We start from the raw sequence: 19,221 nt of genomic DNA on the forward strand, positions 1-19,221 counted from the left end.
CTCAGTTCTCCTCTGCCTGCAGCACCGCGAAGACCACCGGCTCGGCCCGGTCGTTGACGGTCGTGGACCAGGTCGCGATCCGGGCCGGCCCGCAGGCCAGCAGCGCCCAGCCGTCGGCCTCCACCCGGCGCACGGTCAGGGACTCGGTCATCGCGCCCGTCTTGCGGACGCATTCCAGTGCGCTCCACACCCGGGTGTTCGCCACGGCGACCGGTTCGCCCGCGTCGGCGGCCAGCAGCCGGCCGACCGAAAGCAGTTCCTCGCCGAGCAGCCCGCTCCAGTCCTCCTCGGTCCGTTCGAGCACCGTCTCGACGTCGCAGGTCACCTGTCCGGTGCCCGCCACGACGAGGGTCAGCCGGGAGCTGTGCGACGCGGTGATCGTGCCGCCGTCGATCTCCGGCTTGCCGTCCGGGCGGTACCGGATCTCGACCGGCCGGTCGAACGCCCGGCTCGCCGCGAGCGCGGTCTGCGCCCGGCGCACCGCGATGCCGCCTTCGGCGCCGGCCGGGTCCGGCTCCAGCACCACCGACCGGGTACCGCCGAGCAACCGCTCGCACGCCCGCTCCAGGTAGGAGCCCAGCATCGAGGGCACCCACGGCCCGGCCCCGTCGGTCTTGCGGACCGCACGCAGCATCAGGCCTTCCCAGCGTTCCACCAGCTCGCCGTCGGGGTTGCGGACGTCGAGGTCGTAGACGTAGGAATCGCCGTCCTGCAGCCGTTCCTTCGCGTCCAGCAGCACGTACTCCGGGTGCTGGGCGCCGGGTTCGGCCAGGTGCAGCTTCTCGATGCCCTGCGGGAGCAGCGTCGCGTCGGGCACGCAGCACTGGATCGCGTGCATCATCGCGTCCCGCGTGCCCGGGTCGGCCAGCAGCCGCTGCTGGGGCAGGAAGGGGGCGAACCAGTCGTGGTCGGCCGTCGTCGCGATCTCGGCGACCGCGTGCCGGGCGCTCGCCCGCCGGTAGCCGATGACCCGCTGGAACCGCTTGCCCTGGAACAGGACCGTGCCGTAGAGCTCCGAGAGCGGTTCCACCGGCACCGACGGGACGTCCGTGCCGCGGGCCTGCTTCGGGCCGATCTCCGCGGGCCGCGCGAAGTTCAGCGTGGCCTTGAAGTGGTCGGCGCTGAACCCGGTTTCGTCGCTGCGCAGGACCACGTCGACGGTGTCGGCGTCGCGGGCGACGGCGGCCAGCCGGATCGTGGTGGACCCGCCCGGCGAGACGATGATCGGACGCAGGAACTCCACGTCCGACAGCACCGGCGCACCGGCCCGGTCGAGGGTGGCGGCGGCGACCTGGGTCATCGCCTCCATCCCGAGCACGGCCGGGAACAGCAGCTGCCCGTCGAGCAGGTGGTCGGCCAGGTACGGGTCCGAGCCGGCGGACAGGTCCGCCTCGGTGATCAGCTCGACGCCCGGGTAGTGCACGACCGCGCGGTCGACGAACCGGGTCAGCGGCAGCTCCTTGCGCTGGATCGGCAGCGTGGCCAGCCCACCGGTCCGGCCGCAGACGACCAGCACCGGCGGCACCGCCGGGTCGGCCAGCGCCTGCTTGAGGATGGCGATGCCGTCCTCGGTCGGGATCGGCGTGATGCCGTCGCGCTTGAGGGCGCTGACCACGCCGAGCTTCTCGCCCATGCCGGTCCCGGACCAGACCGACCACTCCAGCGCGACCGCCCGCGCCTGCGGGTACTCGCGGCCGAAGCGCAGCGTCAGTTCGGTCATCCAGTCGTTGGCCGTGGCGTAGTGCGCCTCGCCGCGCAGGCCGGCCCGGCCGATGATGCTGCCGAAGGTGACCAGCAGCTTGAGCTTGCTCTTGTCCACCGCGTCGAGGACGGCGTTGAGGCCACCGATCTTCGGCGCGAGGGTCTTGCGGAAGGCGTCCTCGGTGAGGCTGAACAGGGCGGCGGGCTCGTTGCGCCCGGCGCCGTGCAGCACGGCGGTCACCGGGCCCAGCTGGGCCTGCATCCGGGCGATCGCGTCGGCCACCTGGGTGGCCGACGTGACGTCGGCGCGCTCGTAGCGGTAGTCGATGCCGGCCGCCGTCATCCGGCCGAGGTTCTCGGCCAGCTCGGTGTCGTCGGCCGGGTCGCTGCGCCCGAGCAGGGCGAGCTTCGCGCCGGAGTCCTTGGCCAGCGCCAGTGCGCTTTCCGCGGTGATGCCCTTGCCGCCACCGGTGACGAGCAGGACGTCGCCCGCCTCCAGCGACTCGGGAGCCGGACCGGCGGGCGCCGGGGCGACGGCCACCAGCCGCGGCACCGTGCGGCCGCCGTCGGCGCCGTAGCGGGCCTCGGCGAAGTCCGTGGTCGCGGCGACCTCGGCGACGACGAGCCGGACCGCCTCGGTGATCGCGGCCGGATCGGCCGGGGTGGGGTCGGCCAGGTCGACGATCGTGGTGCGGGCCGAAGGGTCCTCCAGCCGGAGGGTCTTCGCGAGCCCGGAGGCGCCGAGGCCGTGCTGCACGACGACGAACCGCGTGCCGTTGGGCGCGGCCATGACGGCGCGGCCGGCTTCGAGGAACAGGCCGGTGTGGCTCGCGTCGCAGTCCGCGGGCAGGCAGAGCAGCACGCCGTCGCCGGCACCCGCGCGGGCCAGTGCCGCGCGCAGCGGCTCGGCCAGCGGGTGGCCGGGCGTCGAGAAGACCTCCCAGCGCGACTGGCCGAGGCCCGGGGTCAGGTCGGCGGCGGGCCGCGGGGCCGGGACGTACTCCACCGCGAACGGCCGGACCCACGGGCCGGCGCCCGGGACCTCGCCGCCGCCGGTGTCGGCCGGCTTGGCGGTCTGGGCCAGCTCGTCGATCATCTCGGCGAGCTCGCCGAGGCAGACCGTCGCGAAGTTCGGCATGCCCTCCAGTGCCGGACGGCCCAGTGCCCGGGTGACGTCGTTGACCAGCTGGCCGACCGTGATGGACGACAGGTGCAGGTCGTCGAGCGGGTGGGTGTCCGCGGTGACGGTCTCCAGCGGCAGTTCGACGCGCTCGGCGGCGAGCTTGCGCAGCAGGTCGAGCGTCGCGTTGGCACCCCCGCCGACCTCGACCGCGGCTTCCGCGGCGACCTGCTCCTTCTCGGCCGCCAGCTCCGCGGCCAGCTCGCTGTCGATCTCGGGCGCCGCCTCGCACGGGCTGGCGAGGAAGGAGAACACGCCGTCCTCGGGCAGCGAGCGGACCGCGCGGCCCTCGAACAGCGGGCCGGTCGTCAGCTGGGCACCGGCGGCGAAGGCCGCACCGGCGACCCGCAGGACCGCGCTGAGCGTGGTGCTGTCGGTGTCCACGGCCAGCACCGGCGTGCCCGGCGCGATCTCCTCGAACAGGCCCGAGAGCACGCGGCCGGGGCCGACCTCGATCACCAGGTCGCTGCGCTCGGCCACCTTGGCGGCGGCCTCGCGGAAGCGGACCGGGAGCACGATCTGCTCGCGCAGCAGTTCGGGCAGGTTCTCCGCGGCGTGCAGGACGTCACCGGTGACGGTCGAGACGACGGCGTGCTCGAGGCGGGCGAACGGGATCCGGGCCAGTGGCGCCGTCATCGCCGTCGCGGCCGGCTCGACCAGCGGCGAGTGGAACGCGTGCGACACCTTGAGCCGGGTCGCGGTGACGCCGGCGGCGTGGGCGCGGGCGATCACCCGGTCGACGGCGGTGGCCGGGCCCGAGATCACCGTCTGCTCGGGAGCGTTGTAGCCCGCGATGACGACGTCGGAACCGAGGCCGAGCTCCTCCGCGCGGCTCGGCGACGCGGCGATGCCCGCCATGGCGCCGTCGCCGGCGGTGGTCTCGGCCATCACCTTGCCGCGGACCTTGGCCAGCTGCAGCACCGCGCGCTCGTCCAGGGCACCGCCCCAGTGCAGCGCGGTCAGCTCGCCGAGGCTGTGCCCGGCCGCGGTCTGCGCCTCGATGCCGAGCGAGCGGAGCACCCGCAGGGCGGCCAGCGAGCCGGCGACGATCCGCGGCTGGGCGACCTCGGTGGCGACGTGGTCGGCACCGGTGGGCAGGCCCGCGGCGCGGAAGACGTCGTCGGCGGCGGTGAACCGGCGGCGCAGCACACCGTCGACGGCCCGCCCGGATCCCTGGCCGGGGAACAGGAAGCCGATGCGCGGTTCGGTGACGCGGTGGCCGGCGAAGATGCCGTCGGTGGCCGAGAACACCGATCCGTCGGTGGCCAGCAGCTCGAGCAGACGGGTCAGCTTGCGCTCGGCCTCCTCCGGCCCGGTCGCGACGACCGCGGCGCGGGCGGGCCGGTTGGCGAGCTCGCCCGCCAGCTGCGCGGCGAGGTCGGTGAGCTCGGCCATCGACAGCTTCGGCACGATCTCCAGCAGGCCGGTGACGCGGGCACGCAGCCCCTCGACGTCGTCGGCGTCGAGCAGCAGCAGCTCGGCGTCCTGCCGGCCGGAGACGAGGGCCTTGGTGCGCTCGTCGAGCTTGGTCTTGCGGGGCGCGTTGGGCGCCTCGGTGACGGTGACGTGCGAGTTGATCCCGCCGAAGCCCATGGCCGAGACACCGGCGCGGACCGGCGCGTCGGCCGGCCACAGCTGCGCCTCGAGCGGCACGTACATCCGCGCGGTTTCGCCGGTGAGCTTCTCGTGCGGGTCGAAGTGCCCGGTCGCGGGCGGGATCACCTGGTGGTACACGGCGAGCGTCGCCTTGATCAACCCGGCGACGCCCGCCGCGGCCTTGGTGTGCCCGATGTTGCCCTTGATCGTCGACAGCGCGGCCGGGCCGGCCAGGGGGTCGGCGTCGTGGCGGGCGGTGGAGAGCGCCTCGATCTCGGTGGCGTCGCCGAGCGCGGTGCCCGTGCCGTGGCCCTCGAAGTAGGACACGGTCTCGACGCCGTAGCCGGCCCGGTCGTAGGCGCGCCGCAGGGCCAGCCGGTGCCCGGCCGCCTCGGGCCGGGTGATGCCGCCCTTGCCGTCCGAGGAGACGCCCCAGCCACCGATCGAAGCGTAGATGCGCTTGCCCTGCTCGATCGCGTCGCTCTCGCGCATCAGGACGAGCATGCCGGAGCCTTCGCCCGGCCAGAAGCCGTTCGAGTCGGCGTCGTAGACCTTCATCTCCCGCTTGGCGAGCGCGCCGGTCTTGGCGAAGCCGATCACCTCGAACGGGTCGATCGAGAGGTCGACGCCGCCGGCGATGGCGACGTCGAGGTCGCCCTGTGCCAGCGAGTTGGCCGCGCTCACCACCGAAAGCAGCGAGGACGAGCACGCGCCGTCGACGGTGTAGCCGCCGCCGGCGAAGTCGAAGTAGTTGCAGACGCGCCCGGCGATGGTGTTCGCCAGGCCGCCGGCCAGGGTGTCCTCGTTGATCTCCGGGAAGGGCTCCTTGTACTGGACCTCGAGGTCCCGCAGGAAGGCCGCGGTCTCCTCGTCGCCCCAGCCCCGCTCCGACAGCGCCGCGGCGACGGTCCGGCGCACGTACGGCCAGCGCAGCCGCATGATGTTCGCCCGGGAGAACTCGCCGGTCAGGCTGTTGCCGATGACGACACCGGTGGCCTCCCTCGGCACGCCTTCGCCCTCCGGGAACCCGGCGTCCGCCAGTGCCTGGGCGGCGACGTCCAGCGCCAGCCAGTGCGTGGTGTCCGTGGCCCGGAACGTGCTGCCGGCGACCTTGTACGCGACCCGGTCGAACTCGAAGTCGCGGAGCACCGCGGCCTTCTGCGCGTAGAACCGGTCCGGTGCCGCCGGATCCGGGGAGTAGTAGTCCGCCCGGTTCATCCGTTCGTCGGGCAGCCGTCGGAACGCGCGGCGGCCAGCCAGCACGTTCTCCCAGAGCTCGTCCAGCGAACGGGCGTCCGGATACCGCAGTCCGATCCCGACGATCGCTATCCGCTCACCGCTCATGCCACCGCACTCCCAAATAGCTCTCGAGCCCGTCCGTCGCGAGGGCGACGGCTCCCGGTTCTGTCCGGCGCACGGTTCGCACCGCCGCCGAGGTCGTTCGTCGTGTACCGCCGGCGTCTCCCGTGGTTGCCCCAGCCGCTCCAGCATGGGCTCCCGCACGCCCGCCTTCTACTTTCTCCCTGCCCGGGCCGGGGGAAGCGCAACGGCGAACAAATCCGCCGCGCTCCCCGCGACCGTCCACATCGGACCGATCAGGCCGGGAACTGCCCGGGGCGGCGTCCCGCGCCCGCCGGGCCGCGGTAGGCCTGGGCCAGTTCCAGCCACTGCCGGGCCAGCCCGCCTTCGGCGCGCACGTCGAGGTCGCCGGGGTGCCGCCGCCGGGTGACCAGCAGGCAGAAGTCCTCGGCGCTTCCCGTCACCCGCTCCGGCGCGTCCTCCGGCCCGAAGCTCAGCAGGCGCCCGGACGGCGTGGTGATCTCGAAGCGGAACTCCTCCTCGGGCGGGGTCAGCCCCCGCGCCTGGTACCCGAAGTCGCGCACGCGCACGGCGAAGCCCACGAGGTGGGCGAGGCGGTCGGTGCGCACCGGGCGGACGCCGAGCGCGTCGGCGATGTCCTGGCCGTGCGCGAAGACCTCCATCATGCCCGCGCAGGCGAGCACGTACGGCGGCAGCGGGTTGACCAGCCACGGCACGAGGTCGGTGCCCCCGACGGCGGCGAGCGCCTTGATGCCCTGGTCGCGCTCGGCGCGCCAGCGGTTCAGCAGGACCTCGGCCGGACCACCCAGGTACTCGTGCAGCGCGCCGTTGACCGCGGCGTCGAGGTCGCCGCCGATCGACTTCGTCATCGCGACGAAGGCCTCGGGCTGCGCCGCGGCGAGGCCCGCGATGCGGAAGATGAACGCGAGGTGCCCGATCTGGTGGCGCACGGTCCAGCCGGGCGCCGGGGTCGGGGTGTCCCACTCGGTCTCGGAAAGGCCGGCGACGAGCGCGTCCACGCCCTCGGCCTCGGTCGTCAGGTCGGCGATCACGGCCGTCGTGTCAGTCACCGGTTGTCCTCTCGCTACGCGGTTCTCGTGGACGGTCAGGGGACGGGGCTCGGCGGCCGCCGGGCTCGTGGCGGGGGTGAGTGGGCCACGGTGCGGCGGCCGCCGAGGAGAAGATCGGGGGAATCCGGCCGGTCGGCGGCGGCACGCCGGGCAGGGTTTCGGCTGTGTCCCGGTGCTGCGCTCGACCGGCCGGTCGATCTGCTCCTTTTCGAATCATCACCCGCGCTCGCGTGACGCGTCTTCTCCTCGTGGGCGCAGGGAAAGGCGGCTGCCGAGCTCCTCCGCGGCGGCGTGAGCCGCCCACGAGACGAGCTCGACCAGCCCCCGGTCGTCGAGGCCGTCGCTGCGGACCAGGTCAGCGACGAGGTCGTCGTCGACCTGGTAGGCGGCCTTCGCCACCAGCAGAGCCAGCCGCGCCGCCGGGCGTTCGGCCGCCGGCAGCTCGGCGAGCGGCCCCTCGGCCCAGGAGCGGCCGAGGCCGGGCGGCCGCCCGTCCCACGCCTTCAGCTCGCGCCGCACGAGATCGCGCACCCGCGGCGGCAGCACCCGCTCTCCGGCGGCTTCGACGGCCACGCGGGCCCTGGCGAAGGCGTCGGCGAGCGTGCTGCCCGGCTCGGTCCAGTCCGGGCCGTCGGCGCCCGTGGCGGGCAGCAGGGCCAGGGCGAGTCCGGGCGGCGGGGCCTGGCCCGGCCGGAGGAAGCGGCCCAGCACGGCTTTCACCCGGCCCCGTGCGGAGGCGGGCACCCGGGCGGGCACCGGCGAGTCGCCGAGGAAGACGGCGACCACCCGGTTCAGGTAGTGGAACGCCGTGGCCACCGCCGTGAACTCGGCGGCCGCCCCGGCCGGGGTGGCCGGCGGGAGCGGGCCCGCGCCCCGCGCCCATCCGGCGAGCCGGCGGGCGCCGGGGTCGGCGATCTCCCCCGGCTTGCCGGCTTCCAGCGCGGCCGCGGTACCGGGGTCCCCAGCGCGCCGATCGCCATCGCGTGCACCTCGGCGCAGTACGGGCAGGAGTTGGCGGCCGACACGGCGGCCGCGACGACCTCCCGGTCCGCCCGGCTCGAGACCCCCGCCGCGACCAGCGACTCGCGCAGCAGGAGCCACGCGGCCGCCAGCACCGGCGGCGACGGCGAATGGAGCGCGATCGGTGGCGCCAGCATCCCGAAGTCCCGCTCCAGCTGCCGGTACACCTCCCGCACCCGGCCGGCCGCCCGCCGCGGCCGCACGGCCTCGACGTGCTTGACGTCCCGCACCGTCCGCCGCAGCGCCAGCCGCACCAGTCCCGGGGTCATGGTTCTCCCTTCCACGGAGAACTCGCGCTCCCAGATCCCGAGGAGCGCGAGTTCGAAGTACCCGTGCATCAGCTGCCGGCGACCAGATCGAGCTTGGAGACCGCGCGGCGGCCGGTGATCGAGCCGTCGGGGGCCGGGGCGCCGTACTTGACGTCGACGCCGCGGGCCTGCAGCTGCCGGACGATGCCCGGGACCGAGCGCTCGGCGAGCGCGGCGATGGTCATCGCCGGGTTGACCGTCAGCGCGCCCGGCACCGACGCGCTGTCGGTGACGAAGATGCCCGGGTGGTTGCGCAGCTCGTGGTTCGGGTGCAGCGCGGACGTCGCCGGGTCGTCTCCGATCCGGCAGGACGCCAGCGGGTGCACCGTGTACGCCCCGACGACGTCGTTGGTCCACGGCGCCACCTTCGCCAGGCCGTCCTTCTCGATGATGGCCTTGCAGTCGGCGTCCGCGAGCGCCCAGCCGCGCCGCGTGTTCTCCGTCGGGTCGTAGCGCAGCGAACCGCGGCCGAGCATCTGCTGCGAGATCCGGTAGGCGTTCCCGGTCGGCGGCGGCGTGCCGAAGACGCCTTCGTTGTCGTCCTCGGTCATCAGGAAGATCGTGAGCCAGTTGGCCCACTGCTTGAGGATCTCCTTCTTCTCCGCCCCGAACCAGCGCGGCTCGGCCCCGCCGGGCACCTGGGCGAGGATGGTGCCCAGGCCCGGCGGGAAGTACAGCTGCTCCAGCGAGTACCGCTCGTACTCCGGCAGCGAGCCGTCGAGCTTGTCCCAGTTCGCCACGGTCGGGCCCTTGCCGATGTGGTTGGCCGAGTACACCGGACCGTCCTCACGGGACAGCCCGAGCACCTCGCGGACGCGGTCCTCGTCGATGATCGCGGTGTTGAGCCGCTCGCCGTTGCCGGAGAAGTACCGGCCGACGCCGTGCGGCATCTCGCCCAGCGCCGCCTCCGAGCGCTGCAGGATGACCGGGGTCGCGCCGGCGCCGGCGGCGATGATGACGACCTTCGCCTCGATCACGCCGCTGCCGGTGTGGATCCGGTAGTCCTCTTCGTCGATCAGGTCGAAGTGGACGCGGTAGCCGCCGTCCTCGGTCCGCTCGAGCCGCTGGACCTCGTGCAGCGGCCGGATCTGCGCGCCGTGGGCCAGCGCGGCGGGCAGGTAGTTCGTCAGCATCGACCGCTTGGCGTCGAACTTGCAGCCCGCCATCATGAAGTTGCAGTTGACGCAGGTGGCGTTGTCGACGGCGACCGGCGCCGGGTTGGCGGTCCGCCCGGAGTGGTTGCAGGCCGCGGCCCACAGGCCACCGGCGTAGGAGACGTCACTCCAGTCCTGTTTGGACACCGGGATCGACTCGTCGACGCGGTCGTACCACGGCTCCAGCGTGTCCCGCGAAATGACCGAAGGCCACATCCGCCGCCCGATGCTGCCGTGCCGCTCGAAGACGAACCGCGGCGCCCGCGGCATCGCGGCGAAGTACACCACGCTGCCGCCGCCGACGCAGTTGCCGCCCAGCACGCTCATCCCGTCGCCGACGACGAAGTCGAACGCGCGGGTGTAGGACGAGCCGAGCAGGTAGTCGTGCTCGAAGTCGTCGGCCGCCAGCCACGGCCCGCGCTCCAGCACGGTCACCTTGGCCCCGCCGGCGGCGAGGTGGTAGGCCGGGATGGACCCGCCGAAGCCGCTGCCGACGATGACGACGTCGGTCCTGTCGATCGCGTTCATGCCGGGCTCCCGGAGGCAGTCGTGTCGGGGTGGAGTTCGGCCAGCTTGCGGCCGTAGCCGTACTTCGGGAACCGCCAGAACCCGTCCGCGTCCGGAGGCGTGTACCCCAGGGCCAGCAGGCCGGGGTGGCCGTCGCGGATGGCGTCGGCGGTGTGCAGATGCGCGGCGCTGTCGAAGGCCATGTTGCAGAACAGCGCCAGGCTGACCCAGCCGTCCTTCTCCGGGTGACCCGGCGTGGTCAGCCGGCGCACCAGCTCGCGGCGGTGCTCGTACGGCAGCGCGACGAACGGCGGGACGTCGTGGTCGAGCTCCAGCTCCACCTCGCCCGCGTAGGACTTCGCGTGGTCGTTGAGCGACTGCGCGAGGTAGGGCAGGCCGGCCGTGACGCCGGTCGCGTCGAAGTTCAGCAGGTCCAGCGCACCCGCCGCCACCGCACCCGGGCCGGGCGCGGCCCCGGCGATCGCCCGGTCCTCCGGCGACCGCTTCTCACCGGGGACGATCGTGTCCGCGTAGGCCTCGAGGGTCGTGTTCTCGACGCGTTCTTCCGCAGTGCTCTCTGGTCGGGCCTCGGGTTGCACCGGCCTACCTCCTCATTGAATGTCCACAGTAGACGTCAGGCTGCTTCGGACCGCGACACTCGGTGCCGGCGGTGCACGGTCATCGGCAGCCCGCCGCGCACCCGCAGCGAGAGCATCGCTTCGGGCTCGACGACCTTGCCCGGCACCTTGCGCAGTTCGAGGTCGCGCGCGGCCATCGCGAGCACGAACACCGCCTCCATCACGCCGAGGCTGTTGCCGATGCAGAACCTCGGCCCGGCCCCGAAGGGCAGGTAGGCGTAGCGCGGCGGCCGCTCCGCGGCGGTGAACCGACCCGGGTCGAAGCGCTCCGGGTCGGTCCAGAACCCCGGGTGCCGGTGCAGTGTGTAGGGCACGACGACGACGTCGGACCCGGCAGGCACGTGGTACCCGCCGATCTCGTCGTCGGCCTGGGCGATCCGCGGCAGCAGCCACACCGGCGGGTAGAGCCGCATGACCTCCTCGACGACCGCGACGGTGTAGGTCAGCCGCCGCAGGTCCTCGTACTCCGGCAGCCGGTCGCCGAGCACGTCGGCGGCCTCGGCGTGCAGCCGCGCGCCGACCTCGGGGTGCTCGTCGATCAGGTGGAACGCCCAGCCGAGCGTGCTCGCCGTCGTCTCGTGCCCGGCCAGCAGCAGGGTGATCAGCTCGTCGCGCATGCGCTCGCGGGAAGCGCCGTCTTGCGAGCCCGAGGCGATCAGCCGCGACAGCACGTCCTCGCCGTTCTCCACCGGGTTCGCCAGCCGCTGCTCGACCAGCTCGTCGGCGATCCGGCGCAGGTCGTCGCGCGCGGTGCGGAACTCCAGCTGCTTCTTCAGCGGCACCCACTGCGGGACCGCGCTGAGCGTGACCGCCTCGAACATGGCCTGGTCCTGCACGGCCTCGAACGAGTGGCCGAGGGTTTCGTAGCCGCCGAGCTCGGCGTCGAGCAGCGTCCGGCCGAGCACGCCGAGGGTCAGCCCGGTCATCTCGTGCAGGATTTCGACCGGCCCGTCGTGCGCGGCGAGCCGGTCGATCAGCCCGGCCACCTGGGCCGCGACGACCGCGGCCTGCCGCGAGATCCGCTTGGGCTGGAACACCGGCTGGATGGTCCGCCGCTGCTGCTTCCAGGTTTCGCCGTCGCTGGTGAGCAGGCCGTCGCCGAGGGCACGGCGGGCCTCCTGCAGGCCGATGCCCTTGTGGTAGTTCGCGGCGTTGTCGGCGAGGACGTGCTTCGCGAGGTCCGGGTGGTTCACCAGGTACATCGCCTTCGGGCCGATGGCGATGCGGACGACGTCGCCGTAGGCCTCGGCGTTGTCGCCCATGAGCGCGAGCCGGTCGGTGAAGAGCTGCTTCAGCAACCGGAGGGTCGCCCGGCGCGGCGGCCCGGGCGGCGCGGTGCGCGCCGCCCGGGCGTGGTGCTGGGGACCGGTCATGCCGCGATGGCTCCGGGCTTTTCGTCACCGGTTTCCGCCGGCGGCGCGATCTCCAGCTTGGTCTTCTGCGCGGCCTGGTCCGCCTCGAACTTGATCCGCGCCTTGTTCGAGAAGTGCAGGCCCCACAGGAACAGCCCGCGGATCAGGCAGACGGTCGCGGTGGCCAGGAACAGCCCGTAGGCGACGTGCACGGCGGTGAAGAAGCCGTACGCGAGCGCCACGCCCGCGCCGAAGAGGAACTGCGAACCCTTCTTCGACGGCGACGTGCCCGGGTCGGTCACCATGTAGTTGGTGTAGAGCACGAACGCGACCCCGGTGCCCATCGCCAGCGCGCCGGAGATCGACGTGCCGAAGATCCAGCCGCGGACGAAGGCCTGGACGACGAAGAAGCTCAGCCAGCCCGCGATGAGGAACATCCGGCCGGTCAGCAGCGCGTTGAGCACCGTGCCCGACACGAGGATGATGCCGACGATGAGCCAGCCGCCCCAGGTCGGGATCTGCTCGGTGAAGTGGTACGGCGGGGCGATGCTGGCCCACGGGAAGACCAGCAGGATGATCGTGATGCCGAAGTTCGACGGGTTCATGTAGTGCCGCATGCGGCCGTACACGGGCGCCTGCAGGATCCACTTCGCGCCGACCGCGACGACGACCCCGAACATCATGACGAGGATCTGGTCGTTGACGTAGGTCAGCATGTTGAGCGCGAGCCCGGTGATGTGCGCCGGGAGCAGGAACTCCATCAGCCCCTTGAACCCGTTGCCGCGGAACCGGACGTCCCGGTGGGTCACCCGGGCGTTGATGATCTCCAGCACGATCTCCGTGGTGTACGCGGTCGCCAGCGCGACGAACGGGTACAGCCACGGCTGCTCGAAGCCGAGCACGGTGTAGCCGACGATGTTGAAGATCGTGATCGAGATCGCGAAGCGCCGCAGCGCGGTGATGACCTTGTTGGTCCGCTTCGGCGGCGCACTGTCCACCTTGGTCAGAGTCGGGGTGGTCATGTCACATCGCTTCCTTCGCCGTGGTGCCGAGCTGGTACATGTGGCAGCCGGGTTCGAGCTTCAGGTTCTGCGTCCGCAGCTGCCCGGTCCGGTCCCGCCACTGCAGGTGGACGTCGAGCGGGCCCTTCACGTCGTGCCCGAGACCGATCTGGACGTCGAAGCTGCGCCGTCCGGCCTCCCCGCTGCTGCCGTCGACCCGGCCGAGGTACTTCTTGCCGTCCGAGGTCGTCACGGTGACCTGGGCGCCGATCGCGGGCACGCCGGCCGCAGGCAGCGGGCCGGGCGCCACCGGGGCGTCGGTGGTCAGCTTGAGCTGCAGGTACTTGCCGGGGTTCGGGCTGTCGTTGTGGTAGAAGATCGGCTCTTCCCACTGCCGCGCGACCGCGAACTCGGGCAGCCCGTCTCCGTCGGTGTCACCGACCGCGATGCCGCGGGTGGGCACCGGGACCGCGAGACCCAGCTTCGGCGCGAGGTCGGTGTAGCGGCCGTCGGCGCTCTTCACGAAGAAGTGCAGCGTCTGGTCACCACCGATGTCGTCACCGGCGCGGGCGTTCGGCCACCAGAACGGGTTGGACAGCAGGCCGTCGTGCGCGGTGGCGATCTCCTGCAGGTTCGGCCAGCGGTTGACCTGGCCCTTGACGAACCCGGTGGCCTGCGCGATCTGGTTGTCGCCGCTGTTGTTGAAGTCCTGGATCTTGACGTCCCAGCCCCAGCCCGACCACGCCGTGCCGTGCTCGGCGCTGTCGTCGTGGAACGGCGCGACGCCGTCCTTGAGCTGCTTGGTCAGGTCCGCGTTGTCCTTGGCCTTGTTCATGAACTGGAAGTTCGACTCTTCGATGCCCCACGACGTCGTGATGTTGCTGACGAACAGGTCGTAGAGGCCGTCGTGGTTCAGGTCGCCGAAGTCGACGCCCATGCCCTTGAAGGAGTCGTGGCCCAGCACCTTCGACTTCGGGTCGTCGATCCCGCGGACGCCGGCGACCTCGGCGAGCTCGATCTTGCCCGGCGTCGACTTGTTGTACAGCAGGTGGTCGTGGCCGAAGTCGTTGGCGATGTAGAGCTCCGGCAGGTTGTCGCCGTCGATGTCGGTCGCGCTGGAGGCCAGCGTCCAGCCGAAGCGCGCGCTCTCCGGGATGCCCTGGGAGGCGTCGACGTACTGCGCGCTCGGGTTCGCCCCGGACTTGGCCCCGGTCCAGCGGTAGATGTACTTGGCGCCCGAGTTCACCGCGTGCGACATCGACTGGTTCAGCGTGATGCCGCCGTCGGCGTTCGGGTCCAGCACCCGGCTGTCCGGGAAGTAGTTGCCGACGAAGATGTCGACGTGCCCGTCGCCGTCGAAGTCGCCGATGGTGACCGAGTCGGTGTTCCACAGTGGACCGTTGTACTTGCCGTCGGCGCCGCGGTGGTTGCCCGGCACCAGCTCGACCGGCTGGAAGGCCGAGGCGTCGAACTTGGTCGCGGTGGCCTTCTGCAGGAACAGCACCGGCGTGCGGCCCCAGTAGTAGGCCAGGACGTCGGTCCGGCCGTCTTCGTTGTAGTCACCGGGGACGCAGCCCATCGGAGCCATGTAGTCCCAGGTCGGCAGGGCAGGCGCCGGGTCCAGCGCGAAGGGGGCGTAGCGCGGGCCGGAGTCCGGCGTCGGCGTGATGACGACCTGGTCGCTGCGCGGGTCGACGAGGCAGAGGTCGTTCGGCTTGCCGCTGCCGCTGATGTCGTTGATCGCGATCGCGGCGCCGACCGAGGAGATCCAGGCCGCGATCTTGTCGTACTCCTTGTTCACCGTCCGGATCGACTGCGACTTCTTCGCCGCGGGCAGCGCGATCGTCATCGGGGTGAAGTGGAACTTGCCCGCCAGCTGATCCTGTTCGGCGGCGGAGACGCTGGGCAGCCGTGCGACCATGAACAGGCCGAGGATCAGCACCAGCGCCACGATGCCCGCCAGCTGCCTGCGCAGCCAGCCGAAGGTCGCGGTCATTTGTTCTTCCCTCCGTGGGTCAGCACTTCTTCGGCGATCCGCTGCCGCCAGGTTTCGAACGCCGGGACGTCGTCGCCGTCGACGACCACGGCCGGCCGGACCTCTTGGGTGATGGCCGCCACGCGCTCGGCCGGCAGGCCGCAGATCGCGCGGGCCGCCATCTCGGTCTCCGGGATCATCAGGCCCGAGCGCACCCGGCACTCGGCGGCGAAGGCACTTCCCTGGGCCAGCTGCCCGTGGTGGATGCCGGCCCGGTCGACCAGTTCCGCCAGCTCGTCGGCGGTGACGCCGCACGCGTAGGTCGAGGCCAGCCCGACCCCGGCGTACAGGTCGCCGTGGCGCGACTCGGGGAACTCCTCGATCGTCTTGGCCACCAGGGAAACGTCGGTGCCGCAGATGAACCACAGCGCCCGGCCGATGCCCTGGTCGATGGCCCGCAGCGCGTAGCCGTCGTAACGCCGGTCGGGCCAGGAAAAGCCCGGCTCCTGGTACTGGTCCCGGATGTAGCGATCGGTCTTGAAGTACGCCTGGTGGAAGCCGTACCCGTCGAGCACCAGCCAGCGCAGCAGCGGGTCGAAGCCCGACGCCTTCGGCCACGCGAACCGCGGGAGACGGCACATGGCCCAGCCGACCCCGACGTAGATGATGTAGTCGTGCTTCTCCCCGGGACCGGCCAGGAACTCGGCGATGTTCGTGCTCTTGCCGAACGGCAGCCCGTCGAGAACGCCGTACCCCATTCCCGCGCCTTCGTAGGCGAAGCCGCGGAACTGCGGGGGAATGCGCTCCAGCCATTCCTCGGCCTGCGCGGGCGAACGCGCTTCGACCGCGTGTGCGTACCCGAGGAGGAACTTCTCCCCGATCGTCTCGAGTCGCTCCTGAGCGGCTGGGCTCTTGCGGTGGAAACCCCGCTTCTCCAGCGAAGTCTCCGCGACGTTCGGTGTCAGGATGCGACGTCTGAGCGCGCGCCAACCATTGCCCAACGCACTCTCCCCCTTAAGGGTCGGTGTGAATGTGGAGCTCTTTCTCATCACGGTCACAGATGCCCTGGTCAGCGGTCTACTCCACGGTTGCCGGTGACCTCGGGCGTCAAGCTGCGCGCTCTTGCGAGCCCGCGCGGAACTCCGCGCGGATCGCCTCCCGCCACCGCTCGTACGGCGGCAGCGGCCCTTCGTCGGCGAAGGGCACTTCGGTGCGGTCGGCGAGCGCCGTCGCCTCCTCGACCGTGAGGTCCGCGAGCACCTCCGCGGCGAGGCGGCAGTGCTCGGGCACGAACGTCGAGTAAGTGCGCGCCTTGATGGCGAACACCACGCCCAGCGCCAGTTCCGCGTGGTGCGGCCCGGCGAGCCGGCGGAGGGTGGCCAGCCCGGCCCGGTCCGCGCCGCCGGCGAAGGTCGCCGCCAGCCCGATCCCGCTCCACAGGTCGGGACGGCGGCTTTCGGCGAAGGCGCCTGCCGCGGCCGCGGCCGCCTCGGGCACGCCGCCGTGGATGAACCACAGGGCCCGGCCCACCCCCTGGTCGAAGGCACGCGAGAAGTAGTCGGGGCGCCCCGCCCAGGGGTACGGTGCCGGCTCGGCCTGTTCGTCGACCCACCGGTGCGTGTCGAAGTACGCCCGGTCGAAGCCGTAGCCGTCCACCGCCAGCCAGCTCATGACCGGGTGGTGGTGCACCCCGTCCAGCTGCGGGAGAATGTTCTTCCACAGTGGACGCGGCAGCCGGGCCATCGCGAACCCGATCCCGATGTAGGTGAGGAAGATGTGCGGCTCGCCCGGTCCTTCCAGCAGTGCCTTCGTGCGGTCGCGGCCGCCGCCCGGCATCGCGTCGAGGATCGTGCACCCCATCGTCGCGCCTTCGTACGCGAACCCGCGCTGCTCCGGCTCGACGAGGGCGAGCCGCCGCTCGAGCTCCCAGAGGGACGCGCCCTCGATCGCCCACTCGAACCCGCACACCACGGCCTGCGGCACCGCCTCCAGCCGGGCCGTCGCCGCGGTGGGGGTGACCGGGAAGCCGCGCTCCTCGAACCCCACCGAGGCCAGGGAAGGCGCCAGCGCGCGCTTGCGCAGGACACCGAAGAATGTCGCCATCACTCGTCCCTTTCGTCCGGCCGGCTCACGCCACCGCGCGCAGGTGCGCACGAGACGCGGCGAGCATCTGCTGGCTGCCCGGCGTCCGGCGCGCCGCCAGGGTGATCGCGATGGGCGGGTCGGTCAGGGCAGGCGGGCGCAACCGGATCGTCACCTCCGACGGCTCGAACGGCGTCACCGACGCCGTCGCGGTGCCGATGGTGAACGCGGGTCCGCCGGCGGGCCGTCGCCCCGCACCGTGGTCGGCCACCGCGATGACCGTCCAGGTGCCCTCGGGCACCCCGTGGATGGTGAGGTCGGCCGACTCGGCGTCGGCCAGCCCGCCGAAGGCCACCGGACCGCTCTGCGGCACCGAGTCCGCGAACACGCCGACGAGCACGTTGGCCGGTGCGGCGCCGGTGGGGAACTCCAGCCGCACCGCCAGCCGCTCGTTGCCGTCCTGCAGGGACGCGCAGCTGCTGGCCGCCTCCCGCAGGGACCGCAGCGCAGGCAGCCGCTGGAAGTAGGCCGAATGCGCCACGAGCAGCTCACCCACCTCCGGCTCCCGGTACTCGGTCGGGGTCATCCCGACCGCGCGGACGAACCGGCTGGTGAACGTGCCGACGCTGCTGTAGCCGACGCTGCAGACGATGTCCGACACCGTCAGCGAAGTCGTCAGCAGCAGCCGCTTGGCTTCGAACAACCTCACCGCGGTGAGGAAGCGCCCCGGCGTCACCCCGGTCGCCTTGGCGAAGATGCGTGAGAAGTGGAACGGGCTCACGAACACCTGGGACGCCAGCGCCGACAACGTGATCGGCTCGAAGTACCGCTCCAGGATCATTTCGATCGCGCGGAGAACAGCGGGCTGCACGGCCTGTTCCGGCGCCCGGACGTGCCTGTACCGCTCCACAACCGCCGACGGGTCTTCGCCGTCGCCGCCCCCGGACGTCACCGATCGCAAGATCATCTGTCCAACCTCGAATTCCCTGCCGCAGTCAAGTTCCCTCTTCGCCAGGTAAGACGCCGGATCTTGCGGGCCGGTGGACCCCCGATCGAAAGCCGGGTGAGCCGGAGTTCGCCGCCGGACGGCGACTGTGTGACCCTCTCGGCTCCGGCCGTGCGGAACGCACACCCGCGCCGTGCGCGGCACACCGCGCCCGGTCGGCAGAAGCGCCGGTTCGAGAAGGACCGGAGGCCGCGGTCGGCCGTTCCCGGCCCGTCACGCCCGGCCGGACCTGCGGTTTGCCCACCCCGGGGCGCTCGGCGCGGGTGGGTGGTGCCCGAGCAGGACGTGCGGATCGCACGGGGCCGCCGGGGAAGACACATCTTGACTCTGGTGGACCGCTCACTGGCTGGGGTGCTGCGGCTCTGTCACATTCGACAGTGGACAGCCCGCGGCCGGTTATGCCCGGCTTGCGCGGCGTACTGGGGAGCCAGATACATCGCGGCAGAACACTGGAGGCGCGCGACATGTACTCCGAGAAAAGGCTATCGGACGGGCCGGTCGACGTGTCCCGGCGGTCCGACCAACCACCCGAAAGTGTGGTCCAGTTCATGGTCCTCGGCCCGCTCGGTGTGTTGCACGACGGTGTCGACTGCACCCCCACCGCGCCGAAAGTCCTGCAGCTGCTGGCCCTGCTCGTGATGCGTCCCGGCAAGATGGTGCACGTCGACTCGATCACGCAGGAGCTCTGGCCGAGCGGCCCGCCCCGGACGGTCCGGACCACGCTGCACACCTACGTCTACCACCTGCGCCGCTGCTTCGAACAGCACAGCCTGGCCGACGGCACCGAGGACATGCTGGTCACCAAGGCGCCGGGCTACCTGTTCCGGATCGACCCGAGCCAGGTCGACGTCCACCGGTTCGGGCTGATGCAGCAGGAAGCGCAGGACCTGCTGCGCCGGAACCAGCACGCGGCGGCGGCCGCCCGCTTCCGCGCCGCGCTGGACCTGTGGAGCGGGCCGCCGCTCGCCAACATCCACTGTGGACCCGTGCTGCTCCCGTACACGATGGAGCTGCTGGAGCAGCGGCGCAACGCGCTGCACATGCTCATCGAGGCCGAGATCACCAGCGGCAACCACCGCGAACTGATCGGGGAGCTGCGCTCGCTGGCCGCGGGCAACCCCCTCGACGAGGCGCTGCACGGGCAGCTGATGCGGGTGCTGGGACGCAGCGGCCGCCGGTCGGACGCGATGGCCGTCTACCGCAGCCTCCGCAAGCGGCTCAGCGAGGAGCTCGGCGTCGAGCCGTGCGACGAAGTGCAGCTGCTGCACCACGACCTCATCTCCGAGGGCGACCACCTCTGATCCACCGCAC

Annotated in this window: 11 protein-coding genes and 1 pseudogene; 1 reads left to right on the forward strand and 11 read right to left on the reverse strand. The window is 72.1% G+C overall.

Annotated features, from left to right (window positions below; translation table 11 throughout):
- Position 1 precedes the first annotated feature (1 nt).
- The 11 genes and pseudogenes from HUT10_RS16145 to HUT10_RS16195 form a co-directional block, all read right to left on the reverse strand.
- Positions 2–5,821, reverse strand: a complete 5,820-nt coding sequence (locus tag HUT10_RS16145) for a type I polyketide synthase (protein WP_176171963.1) — start codon at positions 5,819–5,821, stop codon at positions 2–4.
- A gap of 251 nt (positions 5,822–6,072) precedes the next feature.
- Entirely contained in the window at positions 6,073–6,867 is a 795-nt protein-coding gene (locus tag HUT10_RS16150; RefSeq protein ID WP_176171964.1) for a TIGR03084 family metal-binding protein, read from the reverse strand.
- A 216-nt stretch (positions 6,868–7,083) separates the two neighbouring features.
- Positions 7,084–8,156 (reverse strand): annotated as a pseudogene (locus HUT10_RS16155) (carboxymuconolactone decarboxylase family protein).
- Between the two features lie 68 nt (positions 8,157–8,224).
- Positions 8,225–9,877 (reverse strand): GMC family oxidoreductase N-terminal domain-containing protein, encoded by a 1,653-nt coding sequence (locus HUT10_RS16160; RefSeq protein ID WP_176171965.1) that lies wholly within the window; start codon positions 9,875–9,877, stop codon positions 8,225–8,227.
- A complete protein-coding gene (locus tag HUT10_RS16165) occupies positions 9,874–10,455 on the reverse strand; it encodes a DUF5987 family protein (protein ID WP_176171966.1) in 582 nt (193 codons plus the stop codon). The genes HUT10_RS16160 and HUT10_RS16165 overlap by 4 nt, the downstream gene beginning before the upstream one ends.
- Positions 10,456–10,490: 35 nt before the next feature.
- Positions 10,491–11,867 carry a cytochrome P450 gene (locus HUT10_RS16170; RefSeq protein ID WP_176171967.1) on the reverse strand — a complete coding sequence of 459 codons (1,377 nt, stop codon included), beginning with the start codon at positions 11,865–11,867 and terminating at the stop codon, positions 10,491–10,493.
- On the reverse strand, positions 11,864–12,868 hold the full coding sequence (locus HUT10_RS16175) for an enediyne biosynthesis protein (protein ID WP_176171968.1): 1,005 nt from the start codon (positions 12,866–12,868) through the stop codon (positions 11,864–11,866). Before HUT10_RS16175 ends, HUT10_RS16170 begins: the two co-directional genes overlap by 4 nt.
- Position 12,869: 1 nt before the next feature.
- A complete protein-coding gene (locus tag HUT10_RS16180) occupies positions 12,870–14,843 on the reverse strand; it encodes a CRTAC1 family protein (RefSeq protein WP_176171969.1) in 1,974 nt (657 codons plus the stop codon).
- Positions 14,840–15,823: a DUF1702 family protein gene (locus HUT10_RS16185; RefSeq protein ID WP_176171970.1), complete on the reverse strand. Its 984-nt coding sequence runs from the start codon at positions 15,821–15,823 to the stop codon at positions 14,840–14,842. The genes HUT10_RS16180 and HUT10_RS16185 overlap by 4 nt, the downstream gene beginning before the upstream one ends.
- Positions 15,824–15,929: 106 nt before the next feature.
- Entirely contained in the window at positions 15,930–16,925 is a 996-nt protein-coding gene (locus tag HUT10_RS16190; RefSeq protein WP_176171971.1) for a DUF1702 family protein, read from the reverse strand.
- A gap of 25 nt (positions 16,926–16,950) precedes the next feature.
- Positions 16,951–17,871: a helix-turn-helix transcriptional regulator gene (locus tag HUT10_RS16195; RefSeq protein ID WP_176171972.1), complete on the reverse strand. Its 921-nt coding sequence runs from the start codon at positions 17,869–17,871 to the stop codon at positions 16,951–16,953.
- Positions 17,872–18,458: 587 nt separating this feature from the next.
- On the opposite strand from HUT10_RS16195, the gene HUT10_RS16200 reads away from it, so the two are divergent.
- Positions 18,459–19,211, forward strand: a complete 753-nt coding sequence (locus HUT10_RS16200) for a BTAD domain-containing putative transcriptional regulator (RefSeq protein ID WP_368660759.1) — start codon at positions 18,459–18,461, stop codon at positions 19,209–19,211.
- Positions 19,212–19,221: the final 10 nt, after the last annotated feature.

Origin of the sequence: Amycolatopsis sp. Hca4 (assembly GCF_013364075.1) — a bacterium.
Classification (GTDB): Bacteria; Actinomycetota; Actinomycetes; order Mycobacteriales; family Pseudonocardiaceae; genus Amycolatopsis.

Bases quoted from the DNA above. Each gene is read 5' to 3' on its own strand.
- HUT10_RS16180 (WP_176171969.1), bottom strand. From the start codon at position 14,843: ATGACCGCGACCTTCGGCTGGCTGCGCAGGCAGCTGGCGGGCATCGTG.
- HUT10_RS16160 (WP_176171965.1), bottom strand. From the start codon at position 9,877: ATGAACGCGATCGACAGGACCGACGTCGTCATCGTCGGCAGCGGCTTC.
- HUT10_RS16200 (WP_368660759.1), top strand. From the start codon at position 18,459: ATGGTCCTCGGCCCGCTCGGTGTGTTGCACGACGGTGTCGACTGCACC.
- HUT10_RS16170 (WP_176171967.1), bottom strand. From the start codon at position 11,867: ATGACCGGTCCCCAGCACCACGCCCGGGCGGCGCGCACCGCGCCGCCC.
- HUT10_RS16190 (WP_176171971.1), bottom strand. From the start codon at position 16,925: ATGGCGACATTCTTCGGTGTCCTGCGCAAGCGCGCGCTGGCGCCTTCC.
- HUT10_RS16145 (WP_176171963.1), bottom strand. From the start codon at position 5,821: ATGAGCGGTGAGCGGATAGCGATCGTCGGGATCGGACTGCGGTATCCG.
- HUT10_RS16175 (WP_176171968.1), bottom strand. From the start codon at position 12,868: ATGACCACCCCGACTCTGACCAAGGTGGACAGTGCGCCGCCGAAGCGG.
- HUT10_RS16195 (WP_176171972.1), bottom strand. From the start codon at position 17,871: ATGATCTTGCGATCGGTGACGTCCGGGGGCGGCGACGGCGAAGACCCG.